The following is a 25,528-nucleotide window of genomic DNA, read 5'->3' as shown; positions in this document are numbered from 1 at the left end:
CTCCAGTTGCGGCTTGGCAGTTATCGCGTGTTCGCTCGTGCCAGCGTGACGTGGGCTTCGCTGCGCATCCGTTCAATCATGTGCGGATAGTGCAGTTCGAAGGCCGGCCGCTCAGAACGGATGCGTGGCAATTCGGTGAAGTTGTGCCGTGGCGGTGGGCTGCTGGTGGCCCACTCTAGAGAGTTGCCATGGCCCCACGGATCGTCGACGGTAACTGGTTCGCCGTAGCGCCAGCTTTTGAACACATTCCAGACGAATGGCACCATCGATGCTCCCAGGATGAACGCCCCGGCCGTGGAGACAACGTTAAGTGTGGTGAAGCCGTCGGTGGGGAGGTAGTCGGCGTAGCGTCGTGGCATCCCCTGATTGCCTAGCCAGTGTTGCACCAGAAACGTGGTGTGGAAACCGATTAGCGTCAACCAGAAATGCAATTTGCCCCACCGTTCATCGAGCAGGCGGCCGGTCATCTTGGGGAACCAGAAGTACACGCCGGCGTAGGTTGCGAAAACGATGGTGCCAAACAGCACGTAGTGGAAGTGGGCGACCACGAAATAGGTGTCGGTGACATGGAAGTCGATCGGTGGACTGGCCAGCATTACACCCGACAATCCGCCGATGAGGAAGGTAACTAAAAAGCCCACCGCGAACAGCATCGGGGTTTCAAAAGTCAGTTGGCCCTTCCACATGGTGCCGATCCAGTTGACGAATTTGATTCCCGTGGGGACAGCGATCAGGTAGGTAGCGAAGGAAAAGAACGGCAGCAGTACGGCGCCGGTGGCAAACAAATGATGCGCCCACACCGCGATCGAGAGCGCCCCGATGCTGATCGTGGCGTAGACCATGGTGGAGTAGCCGAACAGCGGCTTGCGGGAGAACACGGGGATGACTTCCGTGATGATGCCGAAGAACGGCAGGGCGATGATGTAGACCTCGGGGTGGCCGAAGAACCAGAACAGGTGTTGCCACAGCAGGGCTCCGCCGTTGGCGGCGTCAAACACGTGCGCTTCGAGGCGGCGGTCGGCGGCCAGCCCGAACAACGCGGCCGTCAACAACGGAAACGCAACTAGCACCATGATGCTGGTTACCAGGATGTTCCAGCTGAAAACTGGCATCCGAAACATGGTCATGCCGGGTGCCCGCAGGCACACCACGGTCGTGATCATGTTGACCCCACCCAAGATGGTGCCCAATCCGCCCACGATCAGACCCAGGATCCACAAGTCGCCTCCTGGGCCCGGGGAGTGGACAGCGTCGGACAGTGGCGTGTACGCGGTCCACCCGAAAGCGGCCGGCCCACCGGGCGCGATGAAGCCTCCCAGTGCGATCATCGCACCGAATATAAAGAGCCAGAACGATAACGCGTTGAGGCGCGGGAAGGCTACGTCGGGGGCGCCGATCTGCAGGGGCACCACTAGATTGGCGAACCCGAATACCACCGGGGTCGCGTAAAACAACAGCATGACCGTGCCGTGCATGGTGAAGAGCTGGTTGTATTGCTCGTTGGACAAGAACTGAAGCCCGGGCGCGGCCAGCTCGGTGCGCATCAGTAGCGCCATCAGCCCACCGATAAAGAAGAACGTAAAGCACGCGACCACATACATGATTCCGATCAGTTTGTGATCGGTCGTGGTGATGAGCCGGTAGATCAGGCTACCCGTGGGGCCTATGCGCTCCGGGAATGGCCGACGGGCTGGCAGCTCTTCTAATTCGGGCACCGAGGTGGACAATTAAATCAGTCTCCTGAATAGGTGAATGATGCAGCGCCGCAGGGTATTTAGCGTCGAACGGACTGTAGCCAGGACGCCGCGAACTTTCCCACCCCGTCATGTTCGAGCACGGCGAATACGTTGGGTAGATCGATACCGATCGCGCTCAGCCGGTCCAACACTTCCTCGGCCTGTGCCGCCTTGCCAGTGATGGTGTCACCCTTGATGACGCCGTGGTCGGCCACCGCCTCCAATGTCGCCGCAGGTATGGTGCTGACAGTGTTCGGCGCAACGAGTTCGGTGACGTACATCGTGTCGGGATACGCGGCGTTCTTCACTCCGGTGGAGGCCCACAGCGGGCGCTGCACGCGAGCGCCCGCGGCGCGCAGTGCCATGTAGCGTGGCTCGGCTTCAAAGACCTGCTGGTAGGCCGCGTAGGCCAACCGCGCGTTGGCGACGCCCGCCTGCCCCCGCAGTGCGAGTGCCTCGGCAGTGCCGATTTGCTCGAGCCGCCTGTCGACCTCGGTGTCCACCCTGGAAACGAAAAGCGATGCCACCGAGTGGATCTGGGATAAATCGGCTCCTGCGCATTGGGCGGCTTCCATGCCGGCCAGATAGGCGTCCATCACGGCCCGATGCCGTTGCGCGGAAAAAATCAGCGTCACGTTGACCGAGATACCTTTAGCCAGTGCTGCTGTGATTGCAGGCAGCCCCGCGTCCGTGGCCGGAATCTTGATAAACACGTTGGGCCGGTCGACGGTTTTGGCCAACTGGATGGCCTCCATAAGTGTTCGATCCGTGTTGTCCGCATCCAGCGGATTCACTTCGACGGATACTCTTCCGTCGACACCATCGGAGGCCTCCCACTGCGGGCGCAGCACATCGCACGCCGCACGGACGTCATCAGTGATCACCGTGCGGATCGCCGCGTCGATCGCGATGCCACGCGCAGTCAACTCGGCGATCTGCTCGCGGTAGAGGCGGCTGTGGGTCAGTGCTCGCTCAAATGTCGACGGGTTGGTCGTGACACCGACGACACTTCTGGTATCAACGAGGCGCTGCAAGTTGCCTGATTCCAGCCAGTCGCGCGACAAGTCATCCAGCCAGACCGACACGCCCGCTGCCGACAGCGCCGCCAGGTTTTGGTTCTGAGTCATCGGGTCACCGCCGCTCTCCGATCTTCGTACCGGGGCAGCACCCATGCTGCAACACGTGCGGCCCCATAACCGATGACCGGCGCGTACGCGCTGAACAGCACCTGCCAATCACTCGCACTTGTCCACGCTTTGGCTATCGTTGCCGAACCCATATCGCTATTGAGCGGGCTCTGCATGTTCTGCCGTCACCGCCCGCGCGCCGGCACTGCGAGTGTGGTTGGGCAGCGTCCACTCTGGGCGGATGTAGTGGCAGGTATACCCGGATGGATACTCCTGTAAGTAATTCTGGTGTTCAGGTTCGGCTTCCCAAAACTCAGCGGCAGGAGTGACTTCAGTGACGATCCTGCCGGGCCATCTTCCTGAGGCCTCGACGTCGGCGATGGTGGCCAACGCGACTTGCTTCTGCTGGTCGCCGAGGTAGAAAATCGCCGACCGGTAACTGCTGCCGACATCATTGCCTTGACGGTTCGTGGTGGTCGGGTCGTGGATCTGGAAAAAGAATTCCAGCAATGCCCGGTAATCGGTCGCCGCTGGGTCGTAGGTGATCTCGAGTGCTTCGGCGTGGCCGGGATGGTTGCGGTAGGTGGGATGCGCGTTGCGGCCGCCGGTGTATCCCACACGGGTGGACACCACGCCCGGCAGCTTGCGAAACAGCTCCTCCATGCCCCAAAAGCACCCACCGGCGAGGACGGCGATCTCGTTGGAGTTGGTCATTACTGCTGCCCGCCTACGCTTTGGTGTTGCGCCGGTTCACCCTTCGTGAAAAGACCGAGGTATTCCCCATAACCCTGGGCTTCAAGGTCGTCGCGATGGATGAACCGCAGCGAGGCAGAGTTGATGCAGTAGCGCAACCCGCCGGCTTCCCTTGGCCCGTCTGTGAATACGTGGCCCAGATGGCTATCGCCGTGTGCTGACCGCACCTCGACCCGTTCCATGAAGTGGCTGCGGTCACGCTTTTCAACGATATTGTCCGCGTCGATGGGCTGGGTGAAGCTGGGCCAGCCAGTTCCACTATCGAACTTATTCACCGAGGCGAAAAGCGGCTCACCAGAAACGATGTCAACGTAAATGCCCGGCTCGTGGTTATCGCAGTATTCGCCGGTGAACGGAAGCTCGGTACCGGCCTCCTGGGTGATGTGGTACTGCTCAGAGGTTAACGCGTCTACCGCGTCAGGGCTCTTGCTGTATTGGCGTGGCATTCGATCTCCTTCGTTTATGCGCCGCTGATGTGATGAGGCGCTGAGTGTTTCAGTAGGTTTCGCCGCGTCGTCGGGTTAATTGCGGCCGGCCATGATGCCGCCGTCGACATTGAGAATCGCGCCGGTGACCCAACTGGCCTCATCAGAGAGCAGATATGTCACGGCGTTGGCCACGTCGGCCGGCGTGCCCACTCGTCCCAGCGGATGAAGCGGCGCGAATGTGTCAAGCGTGGCGTCGATCTCGTCTTTGGGGATGAAGCCCTCGTAGAGCGGGGTCTTGACGACGGCCGGCGCCACCGCGTTGACCCGGATCTTGTGCCCGGCAAGCTCGATGGCCAAGTTATGGGTCAGGGCATGCAAGCCGGCCTTTTGCATCGAGTACGCCGACGACGGGGTAGCACCGATCGCCTGATGTGCCCACATGCTGCCGATGTTGACGATTGCCCCGCCCTCACCGCGGGCGATCATGCCCTCAACGACGGTCTGCGTCAGGAAGAACAAGGCATAGTTGAGGTCCATATACGAGTCATAGAACTGGGCGTCGTACTCGAGAAACGGCTTGGGGATGAAGAATCCGGCCGCATTGACCAACAATGTCGCATCGCCGTGCTCCTCAGAAAGCGCACGCTGTACATCGGCGACCGCGCTGCGATCGGTCAACTCGGCTGTGATTCCCCAGGCTTGCCCAGCCCCGCTGGTCAATTCGGTCACGGTGTCGTCAACACGGTCTTTCGACCGGCCGACGATCACCGCACTGCCGCCGTGGCTCACGACATCAATGGCGACCTGCCGGCCCATACCGGCGCTGCCTCCGACGACGATGACCTTCTTGGAATCGAAGTGCATGGTGAGACCCTTCTTCTGATCTTCGCGGCGACTGCCGCGCCGTTATCGGTTTGCCGGGAGAGGAAGGTTTGCGGCCTGGCGACGACGCCCGGCGCCCCGTATCTCGGCGGTGAACTGGCTTCAGTCTGCTGCCCGGCGGGGTGAGCCGTCATCACCCCAGCGTTGTTTCACCCGGGTGAGTTCTGGCGGGGTGCCGCGACCGAGTGGCCTATTGGTGTCCGTTGTCGATCACGTTTTCGGCCCGCACCCGCTAGCCGACGTTCGGCACCGGGATGACACATCCCGTCATGCCCAAGTCGACCGACCGCGCCGCACCGCGAATCCCGATGTGGCAACTGCAGTTTGGCTAGTGCGGTGGCGGTGCACAGGCCGGCTCTGGCAGATCCAGATCGGCCTTGCTCAGGCGGTAGATCTCAAGGGTCAGGTTGTAGTACTTGTCGGTCTCACCGACCCATTCCATGCCCACTCGCCGCGCCGTAGCCACCCCGCGATGATTGCCCGGCCGCACGACGGCGAAGACCTCACTGACACCGACATTTGTGAATGCTTGATGGGCCACCGCATGGCCAGCCTCCGCGCCGTAACCGTGACCCCACAGCTTCGGTGCAACCTGCCATCCGATCTCGAGATCGGTGCGACCGGGTGGAAGTGGTAGCAGAGCCACTCCCCCGATCAGGTCGCCAGAGGCTCTATCGGTAATCGCCCAGCGGCCCAGGGGCAGGCCGGTCGCGTCGCTTTCGGCGACCCACGCGCCCAAGAGTTGGCGCATGTGCGCAGCGTCGGTGATCGACGGCAGCGCCGGACACAGCCAACGCGAAACCTCCGGCGCCCCGTATATCCCGTAGGCGGCGACGTCGTCGTCGAGTTGCCACGGGCGCAATAGCAGCCGGCTGGTCGCGATTCGTCGCGTGTCAGGGTCCCATTCGACGTGGCGATGCTCAACCATGTCGCCTCCTGGCTTCGTTTGATCCACAGACTGGGACAAGTCACCCAAATCCTAGACCACCTGGTAAATGCGAATACATACGGCCGGCCTTCACGGTATCGGCAAAATATGCCCACAATGGAAGCAGGCCAGCGGGAAACACCGCCCACGCCGGGACTTTTCACAGTTCTGGAGGTGAGTGACCCCCAAGCGCCGACGTCACGGTTTCAGGCGGCAAAGCCGCCGTCGACATTCCAACTGATTCCGGTGATGAAACCGGCTTCCGGACGTGCCAAATAGGCCACGGCGCTAGCGATGTCCTCCGGGCGCCCGTAGTGATCCACCGCAGTGCGTTCCCGCATGGCATCGGCAAATTCACCGCTGTCCGGATTCGCGTCCGTTGTCGTTGGCCCTGGCTGAATGACATTGACAGTTATCCCACGCGGCCCTAGTTCGCGGGCCAGCCCACGGGTCAATCCGGCGACGGCGGCCTTGGTCATCGCGTACACGGCGCTGCCGGGCAGCGGTGTGTGGTCGGCAAAAATGCTGCCGGTGGTGATAATGCGGCCCCCGGTTCCGAGATGGGGTATCGCATGCCGGATCGCGACAAAGGCGGCCCGAACATTGACCGCCAGCATCCGATCGAACTCCTCCAGCGGAAAGGACTCGACGTTGCCTGAGTGGGTCACCCCGGCGTTGTTCACCAGGATGTCCAGGCCGCCCAGCTGCGACACCGCCTCATCGACCGCTGCCGACACCTGTTGTGCGTCAGCGCTATCGGCATGGATCGGCACCGCCGTGCCGCCCTGTCCTGATATTTCCGACACCAGCTCTTCGGCGGGGACCCGCGAAGCAGCATAGGTAAACGCCACCTGGGCCCCGTCGGCGGCCAACCGCCGCACGATTGCTGCACCGATCCCCCGCGAACCGCCCGTTACCAAGGCACGTCGTTCAGACAGGACCATATCGTCGCCCCTTAATGAACCCGTCACGCCAATAACCGCTCAACGCCCGGCCGGTTCGCCGGGCTGGAAGGTGTGCTGTGCCCAGTTGGCGAACGATGTCCACGCGATGTCAGGGTTCGCTCGATGCAGTGCTTGGATGTCGACACGATAGCCAGGGCCGTTGAGGAACCGCCACATCGCGTACATGTCCGGACTGCGAATCGACTCAAGCGGGGTTTGTTCAAGCCGCACCCGCCGGCCCACCGCCGGGCTGAGTGCCGCGGCCATTTGCTCCGGCGTGACGGCGTCGCTGGCCAACTCGACCCGTTGCCCGACGTAGGGCCCGGGGGAGCACAGCACCTTCGCGACAAATGCACCGAGGTTGGGCCGCGCCAACTGCTGCAGCGGGCGATCCGGCGGTAGTGGCAGATCAAGGATCCCGACCTGAATACGGTCGCTGCCGCCGAGCGCGTTGTCGAAGAAATAAGTGGGAGCGACGATCGTGTAGGGCAAACCGCTCGCCGCCAGCTCATCTTCGATGATGGCCTTGCTGTCGAAATGCGGTACACCGCTGTGCTGATTGGCCCCTGCGACCGAGCTAAACACCAGGTGCGGAATTTGCGCGTCGGCAGCGGCCGCCACAATGGCGCGCCCCTGGGCGATCTCGGCGTCCACTCCAGTCTCGAATGGAGTTGTCAGCGCAAACGCTGCGTCGACACCGCGCATGGCCGCGCCCAGTGCGGTGCGGTCGTCTAGCGAACCGGTAAGAACCTCGACGCCGCGCTCAGCGAGGTGCGAAGCCCTCGGTTCGCCGGGGCGGCGCACCATCACACGCACGCGCGCTCCTCGTGCGAGCAGAGCGTCGGCAACAGCGCCGCCCTGTCCACCGGTGGCGCCCAACACCAGAATCGGTAATCCGGCCATCTCTCATCACGATTGCGTCGCTCTAGTCGCGGCCGCAACCGCGTTGGCACGTAGTGTATTCGCTCTTACGGTGGTTCCGCGATCTGCCGATTACGGTCGAAGTCTTGCTGCTGTGGCGGACAATCCTGACGAGCACCACTTGATCTCGGACCTATGCTCCGGCGATCCGCTTGTCGAGACTCCGCAGCTTGTCGATGTCGGGCCGTTGGCCGTTCATCCCTGGTGCCGCTGCAACTCGAACAATGGGATGACGCGATCCGTCCTGGATTGGTACTCGCCGAAGACCGGCGCCGTGGCGACGACCTGAGCCCACAGAGGTTCGCGCTCCGCGTCCGGCAACTCGCGCGCCGTCGCGTCGAAAGAGTCTGTGCCGACCTCGACATGCACCGAAGGATTTGCCCTTACATTGCGCACCCATGACGGGTGCGATAGGGCGCCCCAAGACGATCCGATGATGATCAGCTTGCCGTCGAACCGGAAGTATGCCAGCGGGGTAACGCGAGGCTGTCCGGTTTTTGCCCCGGTCGTCGTCAACAGCAAAAGGTTCGCTCCTTTGTACTTGCCGCCGACCTTGCCGCCGTTGGTGCGAAAGTCTTCGATGAGCCCACTGTTGAAGGATTTGATGTTTTCTACCTCGGGCATCTGTTCGGCCACGCCTCATCAACCTTTCTCGCTCCGAAATCAGGAGCGTTGCAGACCGATCCGGCAACGCCATGAGCAGAAACCAGATCACTCAGCGCGTGAACATGACTTGTCGTCCTGACCAGGATATTTCCTATGGAGCTGCCGGGCATCGAATTGCCCCTCTACCAGGGCTTTTGCCTTGTAACTGCCGGTTGGTAGATGCACAGGCGCCTAGGCTCGGCACCGCAGCGCTTGGTCTTCGCAACACCACTGCCGGTCAGCTACAACCGCATTGATCCCGAGCGCGAGGTGTAGCCAGGTGGACCAGCTCATGCACAACGTCGTCAGCGTGCATTGCGCGGAGCCGCCGGGCTGCTGGGACTCGTTGTGGTCGCAGGAGTCGTCGGCCGCACGGGGCTCGTAGGACTTGTTGGACTCGTAGGACTCGTTGGAGCTGCCGGGCTCGTAGGACTCGTAGGACTCGTAGGACTCGTAGGGGTGGTACTCGCAAGGCCTGGGCCTTCGCCACACCAGTCCGCCACATCTTTCGGGTACTGCTCGAGGGGTGGAGGACAACGCTGCCCCGGCGGAAAATTGGCGCCGGCGTTGAGCAGATCGCAGGGCACGTACACCTGCTTGCCCTTGGGAGTGTTGGTGAGACACTTCGTCGGCGGCTCGCCGTGGGCCTCGACGGGAATGATGGCGGCCGCCACCACCGCGCCGAGCGCCCAAGCAAGACGGCGATAGGTCATGAGAGCTCCTGATCCACGTTCTCGTGATGCGGCCTCGGGCGTGCACAACATGACATCGCCGTCGTATGACGATTAAAGCCGCTCACCTCGGGCAAAATCCAACCCATAGGTCTGGGACGTGATTGCGGCGTGTACCCAATTTATCGCTCTGACCAGCTAATACTCAGTGGAGCTGCCGGGAATCGAACCCGGGTCCTACGGCATTCCCTCAAGACTTCTCCGTGCGCAGTTCGCTATGCCTCTACTCGGATCTCCTGATCACGCGAACAAGTCAGGATGACGATCCCAGTCGCTGTTTATGTCCCGATAAGTCCCGCGACCGAACTCACCGGTGGATCCCTCTAGCTGACGCCAGGCTCCGGGTCGAGGGCTTTCCCGGTCTGACGGACTAGCTGTCGCTTAGGCAGCGAGAGCGTAGTCGCGCTGATGTGAATCGGCGCTTATCTGTTTGCAACGACGCTTACGGTGGTCAGTTGCCTGCACCGGCACGCTTCCCTTGATTCGATGCGCGAAGTCGAAACCTTTCAGCCCCTCGCACCCCGCCGACTTTCGGCAGGTATATCAATGGTACCTGGCTCTCAACCAGCGGCAACGCAATTGTCTTCCCCGGTGGGGCTGCGATCAGATCACGAAGTTGAGGTGCTCGACGACCTGGGCGGCCACGTCGTTGTCCCCGCCGAGTTCGACCTCCTGGGCGCGGGCGGGGCACATCGGCCGGCCGCCGGCGAGCCGGGTGAACTGCAGCCCGTCCAGCCGGATGGTCGAAGTCGGGTCCTGGCCGGCGAAGTCGTCGACCACCGCGGCGCGCAAGTCGACGCTGACCCGGATGGTGCGGGCCAGCGGTCCGGTGAGGTCGAACTGGACGCGCGAACCCTCGGGCGCCTTGGCGAGCTTGCCCACCACGTAACCCATCGTCGCGGCGATCTCGTCGACGGCAAGCGACGCCGCGGGGCCGCCGAGTGCTTCATCGGACGGCGGTCGTTGCAAAGCCACGCGAATGTCTTGTTCGTGCATCCAGCAATCGAACACCCGGATCCGCATGAACCGGCCGTAGGAATCCGGGCCGGTGGGCGTCATCGTCACCGCGTCCCATTCCTCGCCGGACATGTTCGTCAGCGCCTCGCGCCGATCGGTGGTGATCGCCCGGAAGCTTTTCAGCACGTCTGCGTCGACGTGCTCGCTCAGATGGCGAACCCAGCACTCGTTCATCACGCCGACGTCGTTGCGCACATGCTCCAGCGTCGAGACGTCGATATCGGGCTGGGGTGCGGCGATGCCGGCGAGGAACGACTCGGTGCCGATCATGTGCGCCACCAAGGCTTTGACATCCCAACCCGGCAGCGGGCTGGCCGCGCGCCATTGCGCTTCGGACAGCCCGGCAAGCAGCGCGTCGATGTCGTCCCACACCGCGAAGAGACCGGAGAGCACGGTGGACTTGTCGAGTTTGGTGACGGGGCGATCGGCCATGGTCGGATCGTAGGCCGTCAGGCCGAGGCGATCATCGCCACGGAGCCCATGGCGAGCACCATGCCGATCCCCTGCAAGCGGGTCACCCGTTCGCGCAGCACCACCATCGCCAGCACGACCGTCGCGGCCGGATACAGCGAGATCAGGATGCTGGCCAGCGACAGCAGCCAGGTGTGCAGCGCCGCCAGCATGGTGATGTTGGCGAAGATATCGAGCACGGCGACGGCCACAGCCAATTTGAGCGGTCGTCCGCGCGGCATCTCGAGGTTCTGGCTGGTTTTGGCCATGGCGAACACGACCAGGCTGGCCGCCACCCGGGCGAAGAGCAGGGGCCACAGCTTGCACACGTGCGGCGCCTGGTGCAGGAACACCAGGTTCAATCCCATCGCCGAACCCGCAACGACTGTGAGCCAAGCCACTTTTGGAGTGAAACGATACGGCGTCCCCTCGACGGGGGCCTCACGGCTGACGAGCATCACCGCGCCCAGCGCCAGAACGACGCCCACCAGGGCCGCCTGCCCGGGCCGCTCCCCCAGCGCCATACCCACGGCGACGGGCACCGCGGCGTTGAGCACGGCCGCCAACGGTGAGACAACCGAAATCGGCCCGGACCCAAGGGCCGCGAAGAACGCCCACATACCGAACGCCATGCCGATGCCGTAGAGGCATCCCCACAGAACGGCGCCGACATGAATGGGGCCGCCGACGAAAACGGCCATCACGCCTAGTAACAGCGTTTCGATCGGGTAGGCGACAAGCATCACGCGCAGCGCGGCCACCCGCCGAGCTGCGACACCGCCCACGAAATCGCTGACTCCGTACGTAACGGCAGACAGCTGGGCGTAGGCCGCCCCGATCAGGTCATGCCCTTAGCTCGACGTCCCATCTCACGAACCACCTCGCGCTGTGCATCGCGCTGCGCCATGTCCTGGCGCTTGTCGTAAGCCCTTTTACCGCGCGCAAGGGCAAGCTCGACCTTGACCTTGCCCTCGGAGAAATACAGAGACAACGGCATCAAGGCGAGGTTACCATCTCGTATCTTGCCGACCAGCCTGTCAATTTGTTGCCTATGTAACAACAACTTTCGGTTGCGCCGCGGCTCATGATTGGTCCAGCTACCGTGCTGATACTCCGGAATGTACAAGTTACGCAACCAAACTTCGCCGTCGTCGATTGTTGCGAACGCGTCAGCTAACGATGCTTGGCCCTGGCGAAGGCTTTTCACCTCGGTGCCCTGCAAAGACACTCCGGCCTCGAACAACTCGATGATCGAATAGTTATGCCGCGCTTTGCGATTGGTGGCGATGACTTGTTTGCTGTCGCTTTTGCCGCCCGCCGCCTTGGCCCGGCCGGAACCCTTGGCCACAGCTACCGCCGTATATAGAGGCGCAAGGTCGCGTACCCCGTCACCGCCGCCATCGACACGCCGAGCAGGAACAGCCACGGCGCGATGTAGAGGATGTCGGCGTAGTCGACCTTCGCGATCAGATGTGCTTGATAGAACTGGCTGAGCGCGTTGTCCAGGAACAATGCCCGAACCAGCATGAGTCCGACGACCGCGATCGCCACACCGATCGCCGCCGCCAGCATGGCCTCCACCAGGAACGGCAACTGGGTGTACCACCGGCTGGCCCCCACCAGCCGCATGATCCCGATCTCGGTGCGCCGCGTGTAGGCGGCGACCTGCACCATGTTGGCAATCAACAGGATTGCCCCGACGGCCTGCACCAGGGCGACGGCGAACGCGGCGTCGCGGAGGCCGTCCAGCACGGCGAACAGCCGGTCGATGAGGTCCTTCTCGTTGAGAATGCTGCGCACCCCGGGCTGGCCCTGCATCGCGGCATCGAACTCCGCGTGCTGTTCGGGATTGTTCAGTTTGACGATGAACGACGCGGGAAACGAGTCCTTTCCCGCCACGTCCTTGAACTCCGGGAACTTCTTGATGGCGTCGTTGTAAGCGTCCTGCCGGTTGACGAACCGCACCGATTTCACGTCTTGGCGCGCATCGATCTTGTCGCGCAGCCCCTTACAGGGCGCCGACGCACACGTGGTGTCGTTGGCCGATATGTCGTCGGTCAGGAACACCTGCGTCTCGACGCGGTCGAGGTAGATCTCGCGGGAGTTGTCGGCCAGCCGGACCACCAGCAGACCGCCGCCGAACAGTCCGATGGAGATCGCGGTCGTCAGGATCATCGCGGCCGTCATCGTGACGTTGCGACGAAACCCGGTCAGGACCTCGTTGAGTAGGAAACCGAAGCGCACTTAGCGGTCCATCCCGTAGATGCCGCGCTGCTCGTCGCGAACCAGCCTGCCCAGCGACAACTCCACCACGCGCTGGCGCATCGAGTCGACGATGTGGTGATCGTGCGTCGCCATCAGCACCGTCGTCCCCGTGCGGTTGATCCGCTCCAACAAATCCATGATGTCCTTACTGGTATCTGGGTCGAGGTTGCCCGTCGGCTCGTCCGCCAGCAGGACCAGCGGCCGGTTGACGAACGCGCGGGCGATCGCCACCCGCTGCTGCTCACCACCGGATAACTCGTGCGGCAACCGATTGGCTTTGCCGGACAGGCCGACGGTTTCCAACACCTCCGGCACCACCCGGTTGATCGCGTCGGTTCGTTTGCCGATCACTTCCAGCGCGAACGCGACGTTCTCGTAGACCGTCTTTTGCTGCAGCAGGCGGAAGTCCTGGAAAACGCAGCCGATCACCTGGCGCAGCTTCGGGACGTGCCGCCCGCGCAGCTTGTTCACGTGGAACTTCGACACCCGGACGTCACCGGTGGTCGGGTTCTCCGCGCCGAGCAGCAGCCGCATGAAGGTGGACTTGCCCGACCCCGACGGGCCGATCAGGAAGACGAATTCACCCTTGTCGATCTTGACGTTGACGTCTTCCAGCGCCGGGCGGGCCGACGCTTTGTACTTCTTACTGACATGGTCCAGGGTGATCATCACGGCACGCCAGTGTAGCGGTGAATTTCGCTGGCAGGCGAAGTCAACTGGCCGGTGGCGGCGAAGTCGGCACCGGGCCGGGGCCCGGCTGGGGTTGCTGCGGCGGCGGTGTGGCGGGGCTTGAGCTGGGCGGGCAGAAAGGCGCCGGCAGGATGCATGGCAACTGCGGGAGCTGGAACGGCGGTGTGGTGGTTGTGGTCGTCGTCACCGGTGGTGGCGGCGGTGGCGGTGGTGGCGGCGGCGTGCTCGTAGGGGTCGGCGTGTAGGTGACAGTCGCCGGCGGCGCCTGTACGCGGCTGCGCGGCACCCAGGTGTAGTTGGGGTCAGGCACGAAGCCGGGCGGCACCACTTGCTGGGCCGGCGGCTTGGGCGCCGGTTCCGGGCGGTAGGTGTCGTAGACCCACCACACCACGAAGAAAGCGACCACCAATACGAACGTCGACGTGCGCATCCGCCCGCCGAACATGTGCTTCGGCCAGCGATGCTCGGCATCCGAGCCGTCGCCGCGCTTCTCGAGGATGTTCAGGGTGAACTTCAACGCTTCTGCACCGCACCTTGGACTTCATCGTTTTGCTGTTCGGCGGCCTGGGCGACCGGAACCGAGGGGTCTTCCACCAGGCCCACCTTCGCGTCCGCCGCGGTCACGATCCCGACGCGGGCCAGCGCCCGGATGACCAGCACACGTAGCTGCCGGCCGACCTCGAACTGCTTGCCGGGCAGCGTCCGCGCCACCAGGCGCAGTGTCACGGTGTCGACCGCGATGCTTTCCACGCCCATCACGGTGGGGGCATCCAAGAGCAGCTCCCCGAGCAGGGGGTTGTCCATTGCTCGGTCGCATTCTTGATGCAAGACCTCGTTGACCCGGTTGAGGTCGGCGCTGGTCGACACCGGGATGTCCACCACCGCGCGGGCCCAATCCTTCGACAGGTTGACCACCTTGACGATCTGCCCGTTCGGAATGGTCAACACTTCGCCATCCGCTGACCGCAGACGGGTCACCCGCAAGGTCACGTTCTCGACCGTGCCGCTGGCGTCCGTCGCGGAAACCACGGTGATGGTGACCAGATCTCCGAAGCCGTACTGGCGCTCCACCAGAATGAAGAAGCCGGCCAACAGATCTCGCACCAACTGTTGTGCGCCGAAACCCAGGGCGGCACCCACCACGGTGGCCGGCGCGACCAGTCCGCCCACCGAGAACTGCAGCACAGCCGAGATCTGCATGATGACCCAGATGCCGATGATGACGACCGACACCCAGGAGATCACCGACGCCAGGGCCTGCCGGTGCTTGGACGCTTCCGAGCGCACCAGCGCATCGCTTTCGGCGAAGCCCAGGTTGAGCTGATGCGTCACCTGCTGGGCCACCCAGTTGACGAACCGGGCCGCCAGCATCGCGGCGATCAGGATCATGACGATCCGCAGACCCCTGGTGATGATCCACTCACCGAGTTCGCCCCGCCAGAAGTCGTGCCAGCGGTGCGTCATCGATGCGGCGAGAAAACTTGTGTTATTCGTCATCTTTTCGGTTGCGCCAACGGATTCCCGCTTCCAGGAATCCGTCGATGTCTCCATCCAGGACGGCCGCAGGGTTGCCGACCTCGTACTCGGTCCGCAAATCCTTGACCATCTGATACGGCTGCAGAACATAGGAGCGCATCTGGTTGCCCCACGAACTGCCACCTTCGCCTTTTAATGCGTCTAGCTCAGCGCGCTCTTCGGAACGCTTGCGCTCCAACAACTTTGCCTGAAGCACTCGCATCGCCGAGATCTTGTTCTGCAACTGCGATTTTTCGTTCTGGCAAGTCACGACGATACCCGTCGGGATATGAGTTAAACGTACCGCAGAGTCGGTGGTGTTCACCGACTGGCCTCCCGGACCACTCGAGCGGTAAACATCAACGCGCACATCGCCTTCCGGAATGTCGATGTGGTCAGTGGTCTCCACCACCGGAAGCACCTCGACTTCAGCGAACGATGTCTGACGGCGGCTCTGGTTGTCAAACGGGCTGATTCGCACCAGCCGGTGGGTGCCCTGCTCCACGGACAGCGTGCCGTACGCGAACGGGGCGTGCACGGCGAACGTCGCGCTTTTGATGCCCGCCTCTTCGGCGTAGGAGGTGTCGAACACCTCGACGGGATACTTGTGTTGCTCGGCCCACCGGATGTACATCCGCATCAGCATCTCGGCCCAGTCGGCGGCGTCCACTCCCCCCGCGCCGGAACGAATGGTGACCAGCGCCTCACGTTCGTCGTAGTCGCCCGACAGCAGGGTGCGCACCTCGGTGGCTTCGATGTCCGCGCGCAGCGCCTTCAGCTCGGCGTCGGCCTCTGCCAGCGCTTCTATTTTGCCGGCGTCTGCGCCCTCCTCGGCCGCCAGCTCGTAGAGCACCGGCAGATCGTCCAGGCGCCCCCGCAACTCTTCGACCCGGCGCAGCTCGCCCTGAGCGTGCGACAACTCGCTGGTCACCCGCTGGGCGCGCGCTTGGTCATCCCACAGTTGGGGATCGGATGCCTCGTGTTCGAGCTTCTCGATGCGCGCGCGCAGACCGTCCACATCGAGCACTCGCTCCACCGTGGTCAGGGTGGCGTCGAGGGCGGCGATATCGGCTTGACGGTCGGGTTCCACAGCCGACAACGTTACCGGGGCCCTCCGGGCAGCTTCCGCTCGCAGCGAGTGTCAGGTCACGACCAGCGGTCATGCGTTTAGCATCGAGTCACGATCATGTGCGCCCCGCTTTGCGCGCGACAGCCCCTTGCGCGCATTCGGGCACGAATAGAAGGTCGAGAATGCGCCCTTACCACGTTGCAATCGTTGGCTCCGGACCGTCGGGCTTCTTCGCCGCGTCCTCCTTGCTGAAGGCGGTCGACGGGTCCGACGACATCGATATCGCCGTCGACATGCTGGAGATGCTGCCCACCCCGTGGGGGTTGGTGCGCTCCGGCGTCGCGCCCGATCACCCGAAGATCAAGTCGATCAGCAAGCAATTCGAGAAGACGTCTCAGGATCCCCGCTTCCGCTTCTTCGGCAACATCTCGGTCGGCGAACACGTGCAGGCCGACGAACTCGCGGAGCGCTACGACGCCGTCGTCTACGCGGTCGGAGCGCAATCCGACCGTGCGCTGAACATCCCCGGCGAGGACCTGCCGGGCAGCATCGCCGCAGTGGACTTCGTGGGCTGGTACAACGCGCACCCGAACTTCGAGGAGGCCACGCCCGATCTCTCGGGGTCGCGGGCCGTCGTCGTGGGTAACGGCAACGTCGCGCTCGACGTCGCGCGCATTCTTGTCACCGATCCCGAAGTGCTGGGACAGACCGACATCGCCGACCACGCGCTGGAGTCGCTGCGCCCGTGCGGCGTCGACGAGGTGGTGGTCATCGGTCGCCGCGGGCCGCTGCAGACCGCGTTCACCACGCTGGAGCTCCGTGAGCTGGGAGACCTGGACAACGTCGACGTGATCGTCGACCCCGCCCAGCTGGAGGGCGTGACCGACGAGGACGCCGCCGCGGCCGGCAAGACGGCCAAGCAGAACATCAACGTGCTGCGCGATTACGCGAAGCGCGACCCGCGCCCCGGACACCGCCGCATCGTGCTGCGCTTCATGACCTCCCCGATCGAGATCAAGGGCGGCGACAGGGTCGAAGGGATCGTCCTCGGCCGTAACGAGCTGGTCACCGACGACAACGGGCGGGTGTCCGCCCGTGACACCGGCGAGCGCGAGGAGCTACCGGTTCAGCTGGTGGTGCGCTCGGTCGGCTACCGCGGTATGCCAACCCCGGGGCTGCCGTTCGACGAGAAGAGCGCGACGATCCCCAACAGCGGCGGCCGGGTCGAGGGCAGCCGCAACGAATACGTGGTCGGATGGATCAAGCGCGGGCCGACCGGTGTCATCGGCACCAATAAGAAGGACTCCCAGGACACCGTGGACACGCTGCTCGCCGATTTGTCCGGCGCCGACGGTCTGGCGGATTTCCCCGGCGACCACGCCGAAAAGCTGGCCGACTGGCTGGCGTCACGCCAGCCCAAGCTGGTCACCTCGGCCCACTGGGACCTCATCGACGCCCACGAGCGCGCGGCAGGCGAACCGCACGGACGTCCCCGTGTCAAGCTGCCGAGTTTGGCGAAGCTGCTTCGGGTCAGCCACGGCTGAGCCCGCCCCGAGAGTACGAAGGGCTCTACTCAACGAGGTCGATCCTCCGTAGCGTTGGGAGCGTGGGTAGCGACCAACCGGTAACCGTGCTTTCCGAGGACGAGAACTGGAAACTGTTGGGCAGTGTCTCGCTGGGCCGCCTAGTCACCAACTTCGCCGGTGAGCCCGAGATCTTTCCCGTCAACTTCGTCGCGCAAGACCGCACCGTCCTGTTCCGCACCGCCGAGGGCACCAAACTGTTCTCGGCCGTGGCGAATCATGCGGTGGTCTTCGAGGTCGACGACCACAACCTCATCGAAGGATGGAGCGTGATCGTGCGCGGTCGCGCGCGACTGCTGAAGGCCGACGCGGACATTCAACGAGCCGAACGCGCGCAGTTGTTGCCGTGGACGGCAACGCTCAAACCGCACTATGTGCGCATAACGCCGACCGAAGTCACCGGTCGCAATTTCCGGTTCGGTCCGGAGCCTGACCGGCACGAGCCGGTTGCGTGACGAGCAACTCGGGTGCATCCGCGCCGGTCAGTCGCCGGTGCATGGCCCACGCGATCCGGCCGGCCTGAACTTTCGCTCGATCGGCCGCCGGTCCGCGGTACATCTCGTCAACGGTGTTGTGCCACAAGGTGAGCCACCGCCGGAAGTGACGATCTGACAGTGGGGCACGCCGGTGGATTTCGCGGTGCGCCTGCAATGCACTACCGCGATAGAGCCCCGCGCGGAACAGCACCGTCTCCCAGAAGTCGCACATCGTCGGAACGTGGGCCTCCAACCCGGTGGCCCGCAACCCGGCGAACGGTTCGGCCAGGACCTCGTCGTCCAACGCCCGCCCGTAGAAGCGGCGCAGCAACGCTTCCACGTCGGCGCGGTCGACGAGATCGGCACCCGCCTCGGCCGTCGTCAGCCGGCTCATGGTCGGCAACCCTTTCGATATACCTGCAACTCAGAGTAACAACATCTTGCCCTACGGTGCGGCCTCGCAAAAGGGCCATTGGTCCCTTGACACCGCTGGAAGAACCGGCGCATACGCGAGATGAACGCTGTTGCAGGGCAGTATGTTTCAGATCACAATTCCTGTGCTGCCCGGGTTACAGGTTGCCGCAACGTATCGCAAGCACGGAATGACCCTCGTAACACAGGACCTCGGCCCGATAGGAGTCGGTGACCAGCAGCTGGCCGGCATCGTGATGGGCGCGCAGGTACCGGTCCACGCCGCCCGCCACGATCGCCGGCTCGGCCTGCACGTCGGGATACAACCGCATCCACCGCGCCAACCTGCGATCCAATTGGCCTTGCGCTGAGGCCTTTCCAGGGGTTCCGTCGCGCACGTCCGCGGCTTTCGATACCGATACCGCCCGCAGCGTCGCCCGGCGCAGCCTCGCTTCGTCGAATGCGTGCCGCAGCACCGTGCCGTTGTCCACTTCGGCCACCACGCCGCTGACCTGGGGCGCCGTCGGACGGCTCGCCACCTGTTGGATCACGGCGACCGGGCACACCGCCGACCGGACCACAGAGGCCGCGACCGCGGGTCCGCCGTGGCAGGCATGGTTGAGCCCGATCTGGCCGATGCAGAGCATGATCGCAGACCTGGACGCCTCAATCAGCTTGCAAACCGTTCTGCCCCAGAGGATTTCGGTTTCGACCTTGACCGGTTCGCCCACCGCGTCGACGGCCCGATGGGCGTCGGTCAACGCGGCACGTGCGACGGCAAGCTGGATGTCACCGTCGCGCGCGCCCGATGAGTCGTGTGGATCGACGACATACACCAATCGCAGTGGAATGTCGCGGCTGACCGCCTCGTCGATCGCCCACACGGCCGCATGTATTGCCGCCCTGGATCCGTCGACGCCTACCAGAATGGCGGGAGCTGAATACTCGTTGCTCATCGCGACTTCCTTCATTGCGCGGTAGAAAAGTGTTCATTACACCGTTCAGCCAAGACTCTACGACCCGTAAACCCCACTCCCCCAGAGGCATTGGTCCTGAATTAGGTGCCATTGGACCCTATGGTGCGCCCATATAACCGAATTGACTGTTGCCATCGCGACGCCAGGGACCGGAAATCAGGTGCGGACGAACCTGGCGTGGCTGACATGCGAAACAGCAGGCACCACCACCCAGGATCGCTTTGAGCGGTCCATCACCTGAAACATCACCACGGCGCTGACCCGGGCGGACCTGGACACGCCGCTGGCACACCGCGAGGATCTCAACCGCGACCTGCGCACGTCATCGAGAAGCAGACCGAGCCCCGGGGTGTGCAGGTGCGCGTCGTGGAGATCAACGTCGAAATTCCCGAGTCGATGCGGCCGACGATGGCCCGCGAGGACCGGAAGCGCTGCAGGGTGTGGTCGATAACTTGAACCATCGGCGGTGACGAATGTCGTCGCCGCTTCCAGATGCCAAGCACGTCAAATACTTTCGTTGTTGAACAGACGTAAACTTACGGCGGAGCATGGTTAACAGAAGATGAACACCAAGCGAACACAAGCTGAATTCTGCCTGGTCCCCGCCGTGAAATAAGCAAAACCCCGCACGCGTCGGCCGCACCTGCGACTTTTAAAGGGCCCAAAACCCGAAGGTCTTTTGCAATGCCCTGCGCGCACGCTCCCCCACCCCGCTAAACACCACGCCGCCGCCCAAACGCCGCGGCGTGAGCGCGCCGGGCCGCCCTCTCACCTGACGCGGGGCGAGCTTCGCCGACCGGCCAAGCGCATCCGGGAGGGCCCACATATCCGAGAACACGCCGATGCGGCGAGCGCCGGCGCCAGTGGCGTTTGTCCGAAAACCGCACTTTGAGGGGATGTATCACATGGATTGGGCTTTTTTTCCACCCGAAATCAATTCGGCCCGGATGCATACGGGCCCCGGTTTGGCCTCGCTGTTGGCCGCCGCCGGAGGTTGGGACGCGCTGTCGGCCGAGCTGGCCTCCACCGCCGAGTCCTACGAGTCGGTGCTCGCGGGCCTGGACCTGCAATGGCGCGGCGCCGCCGCCGAGTCGATGGCGTATTCGGCCGCCCGTTACATGGGCTGGCTGCAAGCGACCGCCGAGCAGACGAAGCAGACGGCCATGCAGGCGCGGACGGCCGCGGCGGCCTACGAGCAGGCGTATGCGATGACGGTGCCCCCACCGGTGATCGCCGCCAACCGCACGCTGCTGGCATCGCTGGTGGCGTCGAACATCGTGGGGCAGAACACCGCGGCCATCGCCGACACCGAGGCGCAGTACTCCGACTTTTGGGCTCAGGACGCCGCCGCCATGGCCGGCTATTCGGCGTCGTCGACGGCGGCGACGATGCAGTTGCCCCGGTTCGCCACCGCGAACAAATCCACCACCGAATCCGGCGTGAGCGCCCAGAACGCCGCCGTGGCCACGGCCAACACCAACGCCGGCGCGACCAAGGTTGCCGCGCAGACGTTTTCACCGCTACAGCAAACGCAACCGGTAACCAACACGGGCGACGTCTATTACCTCGACGCATCGACGGCGAACTCGGGCACCAACGCCTTCCGGGTCCTCGACGCGATCCAGGGGACGGGCCTCGGCTTTAGCGCTCCCTACAACATGGAGCAGTTCGTGTCCGGCATCATCGGTGCGGAAAACAATTTGGGCATCCTGGCCAAGCCCGGGGCGGCCGCGGCCAATCTCGCTCCCGCGATCGCGGCGCCCGCACTCCGCGGCGCCACGGCGGGCCTCGGCGGTGGCCTGGGCAACGTCACCGCGACCCTCTCGCACGCCGGCACGATCGGGCCGATGTCGGTCCCTGCAAGTTGGGCCGCCCCCACGAGCACCCATATCTCGCCGCTGGAACCCGCGGGCTTCACCACGATCCCGGGGACCGAGGAGCCGGTGGCGTCCGGATATCCCGGGTACCCCGGCATGCCGGGCGGCGGTGCCGCGCGATCGGCCGGCGCGGGGGCCCCGCCACGCTACGGCGTGCGGCTCACCGTGATGCCACGCCCGCCGGCCGCCGGGTGACGTGCCACCACTGAGCCAACTGCTGTCGGTCATAGGACGAACCGTTCGCCGCAAGCAGTTTCGCCTCACGCAGCTTTTAGAGCTGTAAGACAATGGAATTCGGCTTTCTTCCACCAGAGGTGAACTCTGGCCGGATGTACTCGGGCCCCGGGTCGGGCTCGCTGCTGGCTGCCGCGGGAGGCTGGGACGCGCTGTCTGCCGAGTTGAGCATCACGGCCGCGGTGTATGAATCGGTGCTGTCCGGCCTGACCGGCTTGTACTGGCACGGGCCCGCAGCCCAGGCGATGGTGGCCGGCGCCGCGCCCTATGTGGCGTGGCTGTATTCGACCGCCGACCGTGCACAGCAGACGGCCATCCAGGCCCGGGCGGCCGCCGCCGCCTACGAGCTGGCGCATGCCATGACCGTGCCCCCGCCCGCGGTCGCGGCCAACCGCACCCAATTGGCCACGCTGGTGGCAACCAACTTCTTCGGCCAGAACACCGGGGCCATCGCGGCCACCGAGGCCCAGTACGCCGAATACTGGGCTCAGGACGCCGCAGCGATGTACGGTTATTCCGCCAGTTCCACTGCGGCGGTGCAATTCTCGCCGTTTGCCTCCCCGCGACAGACCACCACCAACGACGGGGTGACGGCACAGCAGGACGCCGTCGCACGAGCTGCCGCGAACGCTTCGAAATCGGGCGCGGACTCGGGATCGCAGGCGGTGAATTCCGCTACACCCGGTTCGTCGTCGGAAACTCCGCTCGATTTCCGAGTCCTTGACACCATCCAGGGCGCCCAGACCGTCTTCAGGTCAATTTTCACCTCGGAAGGGACCCCTTCGGGAATCATCCAGGCCGACAAGAACTTAGGCATTTTGCCGAACCTCGGGGCCGTTCCGGCCGCGCTGCCGAAAGCTCCCACGCTCAGCGGTTCCGGGTCAGGCCTGGGCAACGTCGGCGCGGTGCTCGCGCGTGCCGAACGGATCGGCCCGATGTCGGTGCCCGCCGGCTGGGCCAGCGCGACCGGCAACCAAGTCGCGGCATTACCGGGCGGCGGCTTGTCCGACCTGACGGCGAACGACGCCGTCGCCCGGACCGGGTCCGGGACGACCGGCATCCCCGGGATCCCGGGCGGGACGGTCAGGCGGACGGCGCTCGTGGTCCCGCGCTACGGCAGACGGATCACGGTGATGACGCGTCCGCCCGCAGCGGGCTGACGGAAAACTCAGCCCGCGGGGGGCTGCGGCGCCTCGGGTGGCGCGGGCGGCCCAGGCGGAGATACCGGCGGGGCGAACCTCCAGTTGTCCGGATTCTTCGGCGAATAGACCACCGGGAACAGCTGGCCGATGGTCGGCCATTGATTCACGTCCACGGCCATGCGCTGATACACCGCGTGCTCGTTGACGGTGGGCCCGTTCATCACGCCGGCGATGGTCACGAACTGCTCGCCCGTGGCGTCGGGTCGGGGGCTTATCCCCGTCACCAACAGCGTGCCGCTCAGCAGCTCACCGCGGGGTCCACGCGGGACGAACCGCTGGACGAGAAACACGCCCAAGATCGCCACCAGCAGGAGCAGCAGTCCGAATTCCCACACGAGGCCATGGTAGGTCCGTGATAAGACTGCGTCATGAATCGCACCGGCGATCTGGCGCTGGCCCTGGCGCTCGCCGACCGCGCAGACACGTTGACGTCCGCCCGCTTCGGCGCGCTGGACCTGCGCATCGACACCAAACCCGACCTGACGCCGGTGACCGACGCCGATCGCGCGGTGGAAACCGACCTGCGCGAGGTGCTCGGACGTGAACGGCCGGACGACAGCATCGTCGGCGAAGAGTTCGGCGGCGACACTACGTTCACCGGACGTCAATGGATCATCGACCCGATCGACGGCACCAAGAACTTTGTTCGCGGGGTGCCGGTGTGGGCCACGCTGATCGCACTGCTGCACGACGGTGTTCCCGTCGTCGGTGTCGTCAGCGCCCCGGCATTGCAGCGCCGGTGGTGGGCCGCGCACACCCAGGGCGCCTTCGTCGCGGTCAACGGTGCGCCCGCGCGTCGTCTCTCGGTTTCCTCTGTGGCACAACTGAATTCGGCCAGCCTGTCTTTCTCCAGCCTGTCCGGGTGGGCGCAACTCGGCGTGCGGGACCGATTCATCGCGCTGACCGACGCGGTGTGGCGGGTGCGCGCCTTCGGCGACTTTCTGTCCTATTGCCTGCTCGCCGAAGGCGCGGTCGATATCGCCGCCGAACCGGAGGTGTCAGTGTGGGATCTCGCGGCTCTCGACGTCCTGGTGCGCGAAGCGGGCGGGGCACTGACCGCGTTGGACGGCACCGCGGGACCGCATCACGGCAGCGCCGTGGCAACCAACGGCCTGCTGCAACAGCAGGTGCTCGGCAGGCTCTCGGGCCCGCAGGTGTGAATTAGTTAACAAGTGTTCTCTCCGATCTTACTCCGGAGTAAGATCGGAGCTATCCGCATTGCCCATCGACCTGAGGCTGCTGAAAAATGACCGGTTCCGGTTCAAAAGAGACTTCAAAATCCGCCCGCTCCCGCGTCAAACGGCGCGACCACAAGTCCGCGGTCGGGCTGCAACCACACAAGCGCACCGGCGTCGACATCGCGATCGCGCTGATCACCCCGCTCGTCGGGCAGGAGTTCCTGGACAAGTACAAGCTGCGCGACCCGCTCAACCGCGCCCTGCGCTATGGCACGAAGACGGTTTTCTCCACGGTCGCCAATTCGTCTCGGGAGTTCAAGCGGATCCAGAACCTGCGCGGCGGGCCGACCCGGCTCAAGTCCAGCGGCAAGGACTACTTCGACCTGACGCCCGACGATGAGCAGAAGATGATCGTCGAGACTCTGGACGAGTTCGCCGCCGAAGTGCTGCGCCCCGCCGCGCACGACGCCGACGAGGCGGCGACCTACCCGCACGAACTGATCAGCAAGGCCGCCGAGCTTGGCATCACCGCGATCAACATCCCCGAGGATTTCGACGGCATCGCCGCGCACCGGTCCAGCGTGACCAACGTGCTCGTCGCCGAGGCGCTGGCCTACGGCGACATGGGCCTGGCGTTGCCGCTGCTGGCACCGGGCGGCGTGGCCTCCGCGCTGACCCATTGGGGCAGCGCCGACCAGCAGGCCACCTACCTGCCCGAGTTCGCCGGCGAGAACGTGCCCCAGGCGTGCGTGGCCATCGCCGAGCCGCAACCGCTCTTCGACCCCACCCGGCTGAAGACCACCGCCGTGCGCACTCCGAGCGGTTACCGCCTCGACGGGGTGAAGTCGTTGGTCCCGGCCGCCGCCGACGCGGAGCTGTTCATCATCGGCGCGCAGCTGGACGGCAAGCCGGCCTTGTTCATCGTCGAGTCTTCGTCGAAAGGCCTTACCGTCAAAGCGGATCCGAGCATGGGGATTCGCGCGGCGGCCCTGGGCCACCTCGAGCTGTCCGGCGTGACCGTGCCGCCGAGCGCCCGGCTCGGTGAGGACGAGGCGACCGACGAGGACTACTCCGAGGCGATCGCACTGGCCCGGCTGGGCTGGGCGGCGCTGACCGTCGGCACCTCCCACGCGGTGCTCGACTACGTCGTCCCGTACGTGAAGGAACGCGAGGCCTTCGGTGAGCCGATCGCGCACCGCCAGGCCGTGGCCTTCATGTGCGCCAACATCGCCATCGAATTGGACGGGCTGCGGCTGATCACCTGGCGCGGCGCGGCGCGCGCCGAGCAGGGCCTGCCGTTCGTCCGGGAGGCGGCGCTGGCCAAGCGGCTCGGCGCCGACAAGGGCATGCAGATCGGCCTGGACGGCGTTCAGCTGCTCGGCGGCCACGGCTACACGAAGGAGCACCCGGTCGAACGCTGGTACCGCGACCTGCGGGCCATCGGCGTCGCCGAGGGCGTCGTCGTCATCTAAGTCGTATCCAACTCGAA

The 25,528-nt window shown here is 64.5% G+C and carries 27 protein-coding genes, 1 other RNA gene and 1 pseudogene; 7 read left to right on the top strand and 22 right to left on the bottom strand.

Annotation, left to right across the window (positions count from 1 at the left end; genetic code table 11):
• Positions 1 to 20: 20 nt before the first annotated feature.
• The 19 genes from ctaD to prfB form a co-directional block, all read right to left on the bottom strand.
• Positions 21 to 1,727: an aa3-type cytochrome oxidase subunit I gene (gene ctaD / locus ACZYVJ_RS25605; protein WP_463834024.1), complete on the bottom strand. Its 1,707-nt coding sequence runs from the start codon at positions 1,725 to 1,727 to the stop codon at positions 21 to 23.
• A gap of 47 nt (positions 1,728 to 1,774) precedes the next feature.
• Positions 1,775 to 2,863 carry a transaldolase gene (gene tal / locus ACZYVJ_RS25600; protein WP_463834022.1) on the bottom strand — a complete coding sequence of 363 codons (1,089 nt, stop codon included), beginning with the start codon at positions 2,861 to 2,863 and terminating at the stop codon, positions 1,775 to 1,777.
• Between the two features lie 156 nt (positions 2,864 to 3,019).
• Complete coding sequence (msrA, locus tag ACZYVJ_RS25595) at positions 3,020 to 3,577, bottom strand: peptide-methionine (S)-S-oxide reductase MsrA (protein ID WP_463834021.1); 558 nt, start codon at positions 3,575 to 3,577, stop codon at positions 3,020 to 3,022.
• Positions 3,577 to 4,062, bottom strand: a complete 486-nt coding sequence (msrB, locus tag ACZYVJ_RS25590; protein ID WP_463834020.1) for a peptide-methionine (R)-S-oxide reductase MsrB — start codon at positions 4,060 to 4,062, stop codon at positions 3,577 to 3,579. The genes msrA and msrB overlap by 1 nt, the downstream gene beginning before the upstream one ends.
• 75 nt (positions 4,063 to 4,137) lie before the next feature.
• The gene (locus ACZYVJ_RS25585) at positions 4,138 to 4,908 is read right to left on the bottom strand and encodes an SDR family NAD(P)-dependent oxidoreductase (RefSeq protein ID WP_463834018.1); all 771 of its coding nucleotides are present in this window, start codon (positions 4,906 to 4,908) and stop codon (positions 4,138 to 4,140) included.
• Between the two features lie 346 nt (positions 4,909 to 5,254).
• On the bottom strand, positions 5,255 to 5,854 hold the full coding sequence (locus ACZYVJ_RS25580) for a GNAT family N-acetyltransferase (protein WP_463834016.1): 600 nt from the start codon (positions 5,852 to 5,854) through the stop codon (positions 5,255 to 5,257).
• Between the two features lie 206 nt (positions 5,855 to 6,060).
• Entirely contained in the window at positions 6,061 to 6,798 is a 738-nt protein-coding gene (locus ACZYVJ_RS25575; protein ID WP_463834015.1) for a 3-oxoacyl-ACP reductase family protein, read from the bottom strand.
• 39 nt (positions 6,799 to 6,837) lie between these two features.
• A complete protein-coding gene (locus ACZYVJ_RS25570) occupies positions 6,838 to 7,701 on the bottom strand; it encodes an NmrA/HSCARG family protein (RefSeq protein ID WP_463834014.1) in 864 nt (287 codons plus the stop codon).
• A gap of 213 nt (positions 7,702 to 7,914) precedes the next feature.
• On the bottom strand, positions 7,915 to 8,343 hold the full coding sequence (locus tag ACZYVJ_RS25565; RefSeq protein ID WP_463834060.1) for a nitroreductase family deazaflavin-dependent oxidoreductase: 429 nt from the start codon (positions 8,341 to 8,343) through the stop codon (positions 7,915 to 7,917).
• A 213-nt stretch (positions 8,344 to 8,556) separates the two neighbouring features.
• Complete coding sequence (locus ACZYVJ_RS25560) at positions 8,557 to 8,856, bottom strand: hypothetical protein (protein WP_463834013.1); 300 nt, start codon at positions 8,854 to 8,856, stop codon at positions 8,557 to 8,559.
• A gap of 385 nt (positions 8,857 to 9,241) precedes the next feature.
• Positions 9,242 to 9,609: a transfer-messenger RNA gene (ssrA, locus tag ACZYVJ_RS25555) on the bottom strand.
• An 89-nt stretch (positions 9,610 to 9,698) separates the two neighbouring features.
• Complete coding sequence (locus ACZYVJ_RS25550; RefSeq protein WP_463834012.1) at positions 9,699 to 10,544, bottom strand: maleylpyruvate isomerase family mycothiol-dependent enzyme; 846 nt, start codon at positions 10,542 to 10,544, stop codon at positions 9,699 to 9,701.
• A gap of 17 nt (positions 10,545 to 10,561) precedes the next feature.
• The gene (locus ACZYVJ_RS25545; RefSeq protein WP_463834059.1) at positions 10,562 to 11,308 is read right to left on the bottom strand and encodes an EamA family transporter; all 747 of its coding nucleotides are present in this window, start codon (positions 11,306 to 11,308) and stop codon (positions 10,562 to 10,564) included.
• A gap of 92 nt (positions 11,309 to 11,400) precedes the next feature.
• Positions 11,401 to 11,910 (bottom strand): SsrA-binding protein SmpB, encoded by a 510-nt coding sequence (smpB, locus tag ACZYVJ_RS25540; protein WP_463834011.1) that lies wholly within the window; start codon positions 11,908 to 11,910, stop codon positions 11,401 to 11,403.
• A gap of 2 nt (positions 11,911 to 11,912) precedes the next feature.
• Positions 11,913 to 12,806, bottom strand: a complete 894-nt coding sequence (gene ftsX / locus ACZYVJ_RS25535; protein WP_463834010.1) for a permease-like cell division protein FtsX — start codon at positions 12,804 to 12,806, stop codon at positions 11,913 to 11,915.
• Positions 12,807 to 13,496 (bottom strand): cell division ATP-binding protein FtsE, encoded by a 690-nt coding sequence (gene ftsE, locus ACZYVJ_RS25530; RefSeq protein ID WP_463834057.1) that lies wholly within the window; start codon positions 13,494 to 13,496, stop codon positions 12,807 to 12,809.
• A gap of 43 nt (positions 13,497 to 13,539) precedes the next feature.
• A complete protein-coding gene (locus ACZYVJ_RS25525; RefSeq protein ID WP_463834009.1) occupies positions 13,540 to 14,034 on the bottom strand; it encodes a hypothetical protein in 495 nt (164 codons plus the stop codon).
• Positions 14,031 to 15,014, bottom strand: coding sequence for a mechanosensitive ion channel family protein (locus tag ACZYVJ_RS25520; protein WP_463834008.1), 984 nt, complete (start codon positions 15,012 to 15,014; stop codon positions 14,031 to 14,033). The genes ACZYVJ_RS25525 and ACZYVJ_RS25520 overlap by 4 nt, the downstream gene beginning before the upstream one ends.
• Positions 15,004 to 16,122 (bottom strand): peptide chain release factor 2, encoded by a 1,119-nt coding sequence (gene prfB / locus ACZYVJ_RS25515; protein WP_463834007.1) that lies wholly within the window; start codon positions 16,120 to 16,122, stop codon positions 15,004 to 15,006. Before prfB ends, ACZYVJ_RS25520 begins: the two co-directional genes overlap by 11 nt.
• 161 nt (positions 16,123 to 16,283) lie before the next feature.
• Here prfB and ACZYVJ_RS25510 point away from each other — a divergent pair, with 161 nt between their 5' ends.
• Together ACZYVJ_RS25510 and ACZYVJ_RS25505 are read left to right on the top strand one after the other, a co-directional pair.
• Positions 16,284 to 17,645 (top strand): FAD-dependent oxidoreductase, encoded by a 1,362-nt coding sequence (locus ACZYVJ_RS25510; RefSeq protein ID WP_463834006.1) that lies wholly within the window; start codon positions 16,284 to 16,286, stop codon positions 17,643 to 17,645.
• Positions 17,646 to 17,707: 62 nt separating this feature from the next.
• Positions 17,708 to 18,139, top strand: coding sequence for a pyridoxamine 5'-phosphate oxidase family protein (locus ACZYVJ_RS25505; protein ID WP_463834005.1), 432 nt, complete (start codon positions 17,708 to 17,710; stop codon positions 18,137 to 18,139).
• Here the strand turns inward: ACZYVJ_RS25505 and ACZYVJ_RS25500 are convergent.
• Positions 18,081 to 18,554 (bottom strand): group III truncated hemoglobin, encoded by a 474-nt coding sequence (locus ACZYVJ_RS25500; protein ID WP_463834004.1) that lies wholly within the window; start codon positions 18,552 to 18,554, stop codon positions 18,081 to 18,083. The two genes, ACZYVJ_RS25505 and ACZYVJ_RS25500, sit on opposite strands and share 59 nt — an antisense overlap.
• Positions 18,555 to 18,729: 175 nt before the next feature.
• On the bottom strand, positions 18,730 to 19,527 hold the full coding sequence (locus tag ACZYVJ_RS25495) for a universal stress protein (protein ID WP_463834003.1): 798 nt from the start codon (positions 19,525 to 19,527) through the stop codon (positions 18,730 to 18,732).
• A 277-nt stretch (positions 19,528 to 19,804) separates the two neighbouring features.
• On the opposite strand from ACZYVJ_RS25495, the pseudogene ACZYVJ_RS25490 reads away from it, so the two are divergent.
• The 3 genes and pseudogenes from ACZYVJ_RS25490 to ACZYVJ_RS25480 form a co-directional block, all read left to right on the top strand.
• Positions 19,805 to 19,968: pseudogene (locus ACZYVJ_RS25490) on the top strand (slipin family protein); the annotation flags it as partial.
• A 485-nt stretch (positions 19,969 to 20,453) separates the two neighbouring features.
• Positions 20,454 to 21,620, top strand: coding sequence for a PPE family protein (locus ACZYVJ_RS25485; RefSeq protein ID WP_463834002.1), 1,167 nt, complete (start codon positions 20,454 to 20,456; stop codon positions 21,618 to 21,620).
• A 92-nt stretch (positions 21,621 to 21,712) separates the two neighbouring features.
• A complete protein-coding gene (locus ACZYVJ_RS25480) occupies positions 21,713 to 22,819 on the top strand; it encodes a PPE family protein (RefSeq protein WP_463834001.1) in 1,107 nt (368 codons plus the stop codon).
• An 8-nt stretch (positions 22,820 to 22,827) separates the two neighbouring features.
• Here ACZYVJ_RS25480 and ACZYVJ_RS25475 read toward each other — a convergent pair whose 3' ends face one another.
• A complete protein-coding gene (locus tag ACZYVJ_RS25475; protein WP_463834000.1) occupies positions 22,828 to 23,196 on the bottom strand; it encodes a hypothetical protein in 369 nt (122 codons plus the stop codon).
• Between the two features lie 33 nt (positions 23,197 to 23,229).
• On the opposite strand from ACZYVJ_RS25475, the gene hisN reads away from it, so the two are divergent.
• Positions 23,230 to 24,021, top strand: coding sequence for a histidinol-phosphatase (hisN, locus tag ACZYVJ_RS25470; RefSeq protein WP_463833998.1), 792 nt, complete (start codon positions 23,230 to 23,232; stop codon positions 24,019 to 24,021).
• An 86-nt stretch (positions 24,022 to 24,107) separates the two neighbouring features.
• Entirely contained in the window at positions 24,108 to 25,511 is a 1,404-nt protein-coding gene (locus ACZYVJ_RS25465) for an acyl-CoA dehydrogenase family protein (RefSeq protein WP_463833997.1), read from the top strand.
• Positions 25,512 to 25,528 lie beyond the last annotated feature (17 nt).

The sequence above is a fragment of the Mycobacterium sp. IDUB_3 genome, assembly GCF_055419585.1.
Note: the sequence above shows the minus strand (reverse complement) of the source record. Positions and strands in the feature narration are given on the sequence as shown.